We start from the raw sequence: 4,264 nt of genomic DNA, 5'->3' as shown, positions 1-4,264 counted from the left end.
GAGCCGACATCGAGGTGCCAAACCATCCCGTCGATATGGACTCTTGGGGAAGATCAGCCTGTTATCCCCGGGGTACCTTTTATCCGTTGAGCGACACCGCTTCCACTTGCCGGTGCCGGATCACTAGTCCCGACTTTCGTCCCTGCTCGACCTGTCAGTCTCACAGTCAAGCTCCCTTGTGCACTTGCACTCGACACCTGATTGCCAACCAGGCTGAGGGAACCTTTGGGCGCCTCCGTTACATTTTGGGAGGCAACCGCCCCAGTTAAACTACCCACCAGGCACTGTCCCTGAACCAGATCATGGTCCGAGGTTAGAGGTCCAATTCGATCAGAGTGGTATTTCAACAACGACTCCACGATAACTGGCGTCACCGTTTCACAGTCTCCCACCTATCCTACACAAACCGAACCGAACACCAATACCAAGCTGTAGTGAAGGTCCCGGGGTCTTTTCGTCCTGCCGCGCGTAACGAGCATCTTTACTCGTAATGCAATTTCGCCGAGTCTACGGTTGAGACAGCTGAGAAGTCGTTACGCCATTCGTGCAGGTCGGAACTTACCCGACAAGGAATTTCGCTACCTTAGGATGGTTATAGTTACCACCGCCGTTTACTGGGGCTTAAATTCTCAGCTTCGCTCCCGAAGGAACTAACCGGTCCTCTTAACCTTCCAGCACCGGGCAGGCGTCAGTCCGTATACATCGTCTTACGACTTCGCACGGACCTGTGTTTTTAGTAAACAGTCGCTTCTCACTGGTCTCTGCGGCCCCACCCAGCTCAGACAGTAAATGTCGTCACCAGACAGGGCCCCCCTTCTCCCGAAGTTACGGGGGCATTTTGCCGAGTTCCTTAACCATAGTTATCTCGATCGCCTTAGTATTCTCTACCTGACCACCTGTGTCGGTTTGGGGTACGGGCCGTGTGAAAGCTCGCTAGAGGCTTTTCTCGGCAGCATAGGATCACTGAATTCGCCTCAATCGGCTACGCATCACGTCTCAGGCTATGTGCGACCCGGATTTGCCTAGGTCACGCCCTACACGCTTACACCAGTATTACCACTGACTGGCTCAGCTACCTTCCTGCGTCACCCCATCGCTTGGCTACTACCAGATCAGGTCCCATGCATCCACCAACTCGAGACCCGAAGGTCTTCTCGTGGCTTCAGGATGGTTAGTATCACTGATTCACCATGGGCGCGTTCACACGGGTACGGGAATATCAACCCGTTGTCCATCGGCTACGCCTGTCGGCCTCGTCTTAGGTCCCGACTCACCCTGGGCGGATTAACCTGGCCCAGGAACCCTTGGTCATTCGGCGGACGAGTTTCTCACTCGTCTTTCGCTACTCATGCCTGCATTCTCACTCGTGTGGCCTCCACGGCTAGGTCACCCTGCCGCTTCCATGGCCACACGACGCTCCCCTACCCATCCACACACCTGCCAGAAAATCCTTGGATCAACTGGGGGCTATTGCGTGAATGCCGCAGCTTCGGTGGTGTACTTGAGCCCCGCTACATTGTCGGCGCAGGATCACTTGACCAGTGAGCTATTACGCACTCTTTCAAGGGTGGCTGCTTCTAAGCCAACCTCCTGGTTGTCTTCGCGACCCCACATCCTTTTCCACTTAGTACACGCTTAGGGACCTTAGCTGGCGATCTGGGCTGTTTCCCTCTCGACTACGAACCTTATCGCCCGCAGTCTCACTGCCGCGCTCTCACTCACCGGCATTCGGAGTTTGGCTGATTTCGGTAAGCTTGTGGGCCCCCTAGACCATCCAGTAGCTCTACCTCCGGTGAGAAACACGCGACGCTGCACCTAAATGCATTTCGGGGAGAACCAGCTATCACGGAGTTTGATTGGCCTTTCACCCCTACCCACAACTCATCCCCTCAGTTTTCAACCTAAGTGGGTTCGGTCCTCCACGACGTCTTACCGTCGCTTCAACCTGGCCATGGGTAGATCACTCCGCTTCGGGTCTAGAGCATGCCACTGACTCGCCCTATTCGGACTCGCTTTCGCTACGGCTACCCCACACGGGTTAACCTCGCGACATGCCACTAACTCGCAGGCTCATTCTTCAAAAGGCACGCCATCACCCCCAGCAGTAAACTGCTCGAAGGCTCTGACGGATTGTAAGCGCACGGTTTCAGGTACTATTTCACTCCCCTCCCGGGGTACTTTTCACCTTTCCCTCACGGTACTAGTCCGCTATCGGTCACCAGGGAGTATTCAGGCTTATCGGGTGGTCCCGACAGATTCACACCAGATTTCACGGGCCCGGTGCTACTTGGGTTTCCATTACAACAGTCACAAAGTTTTCGTGTACGGGATTCTCACCCTCTACGACAGGCCGTTCCAGACCACTTCCACTAACCCTGTGATTTCTTACTGTTGGCCAACACGGCAGTATTGACAAAATGAACCCCACAACCCCACGAATGCAACACCTGCCGGCTATCACACACCCATGGTTTAGCCTCTTCCGCTTTCGCTCGCCACTACTCACGGAATCACGGTTGTTTTCTCTTCCTGTGGGTACTGAGATGTTTCACTTCCCCACGTTCCCTCCACACGCCCTATATATTCAGGCGCGGGTAACACGACATCACTCGTGCTGGGTTTCCCCATTCGGACATCCTCGGATCACAGCTCGGTTGACAGCTCCCCGAGGCTTATCGCAGCCTCCTACGTCCTTCATCGGCTCCTGGTGCCAAGGCATCCACCGTACGCTCTTCATTACTTACAACAAAGATGCTCGCGTCCACTGTGCAGTTCTCAAACAACACACAACCCCAGAACTCCCGTGAGCACCAGCCGAAAAAACACTGACCGAAATCAATGCAACTCCGCGGTATGACCCACATTCCAGTGTTGTCGTTACTTCCTTCGAGGAAACACTCGCGTGTTCTCTCAGGACCCAACAGTATGCCGATATATTGTTCGTCGGTTTCCCACAGAGGAGAAACCGTACGACGATCAAGTTTGTCAGCGTCCACCCATGAGCTCCTGCCGGACCACAAGTGGATCCGAAACAGGCTCTGCCAACCAACCATCCACCTGTGTGGACGTTGTGTTGGAGAATGCTCCTTAGAAAGGAGGTGATCCAGCCGCACCTTCCGGTACGGCTACCTTGTTACGACTTCGTCCCAATCGCCGATCCCACCTTCGACGGCTCCCTCCCACAAGGGGTTAAGCCACCGGCTTCGGGTGTTACCGACTTTCATGACGTGACGGGCGGTGTGTACAAGGCCCGGGAACGTATTCACCGCAGCGTTGCTGATCTGCGATTACTAGCGACTCCGACTTCACGGGGTCGAGTTGCAGACCCCGATCCGAACTGAGACCAGCTTTAAGGGATTCGCTCCACCTCACGGTCTCGCAGCCCTCTGTACTGGCCATTGTAGCATGTGTGAAGCCCTGGACATAAGGGGCATGATGACTTGACGTCGTCCCCACCTTCCTCCGAGTTGACCCCGGCAGTCTCTTACGAGTCCCCACCATAACGTGCTGGCAACATAAGATAGGGGTTGCGCTCGTTGCGGGACTTAACCCAACATCTCACGACACGAGCTGACGACAGCCATGCACCACCTGTATACCGACCACAAGGGGGGCCACATCTCTGCAGCTTTCCGGTATATGTCAAACCCAGGTAAGGTTCTTCGCGTTGCATCGAATTAATCCACATGCTCCGCCGCTTGTGCGGGCCCCCGTCAATTCCTTTGAGTTTTAGCCTTGCGGCCGTACTCCCCAGGCGGGGCGCTTAATGCGTTAGCTACGGCACGGATTCCGTGGAAGGAACCCACACCTAGCGCCCACCGTTTACGGCGTGGACTACCAGGGTATCTAATCCTGTTCGCTACCCACGCTTTCGTTCCTCAGCGTCAGTTACTGCCCAGAGACCCGCCTTCGCCACCGGTGTTCCTCCTGATATCTGCGCATTTCACCGCTACACCAGGAATTCCAGTCTCCCCTGCAGTACTCAAGTCTGCCCGTATCGCCTGCAAGCCAGCAGTTGAGCTGCTGGTTTTCACAAACGACGCGACAAACCGCCTACGAACTCTTTACGCCCAGTAATTCCGGACAACGCTTGCACCCTACGTATTACCGCGGCTGCTGGCACGTAGTTAGCCGGTGCTTCTTCTGCAGGTACCGTCACTTGCGCTTCGTCCCTGCTGAAAGAGGTTTACAACCCGAAGGCCGTCATCCCTCACGCGGCGTCGCTGCATCAGGCTTTCGCCCATTGTGCAATATTCCCCACTGC

2 rRNA genes are annotated in these 4,264 nt (G+C 55.3%); both read right to left on the bottom strand.

Going from position 1 to position 4,264, the window contains the following annotated elements:
- Positions 1 to 2,746: ribosomal RNA gene (locus tag ACH4OA_RS34555) — 23S ribosomal RNA — on the bottom strand; the annotation flags it as partial.
- Between the two features lie 345 nt (positions 2,747 to 3,091).
- Positions 3,092 to 4,264: ribosomal RNA gene (locus tag ACH4OA_RS34550) — 16S ribosomal RNA — on the bottom strand; the annotation flags it as partial.

Origin of the sequence: Streptomyces sp. NPDC017095, from assembly GCF_044332325.1 — a bacterium.
Lineage (GTDB): Bacteria > Actinomycetota > Actinomycetes > Streptomycetales > Streptomycetaceae > Streptomyces.
Note: the sequence above shows the minus strand (reverse complement) of the source record. Positions and strands in the feature narration are given on the sequence as shown.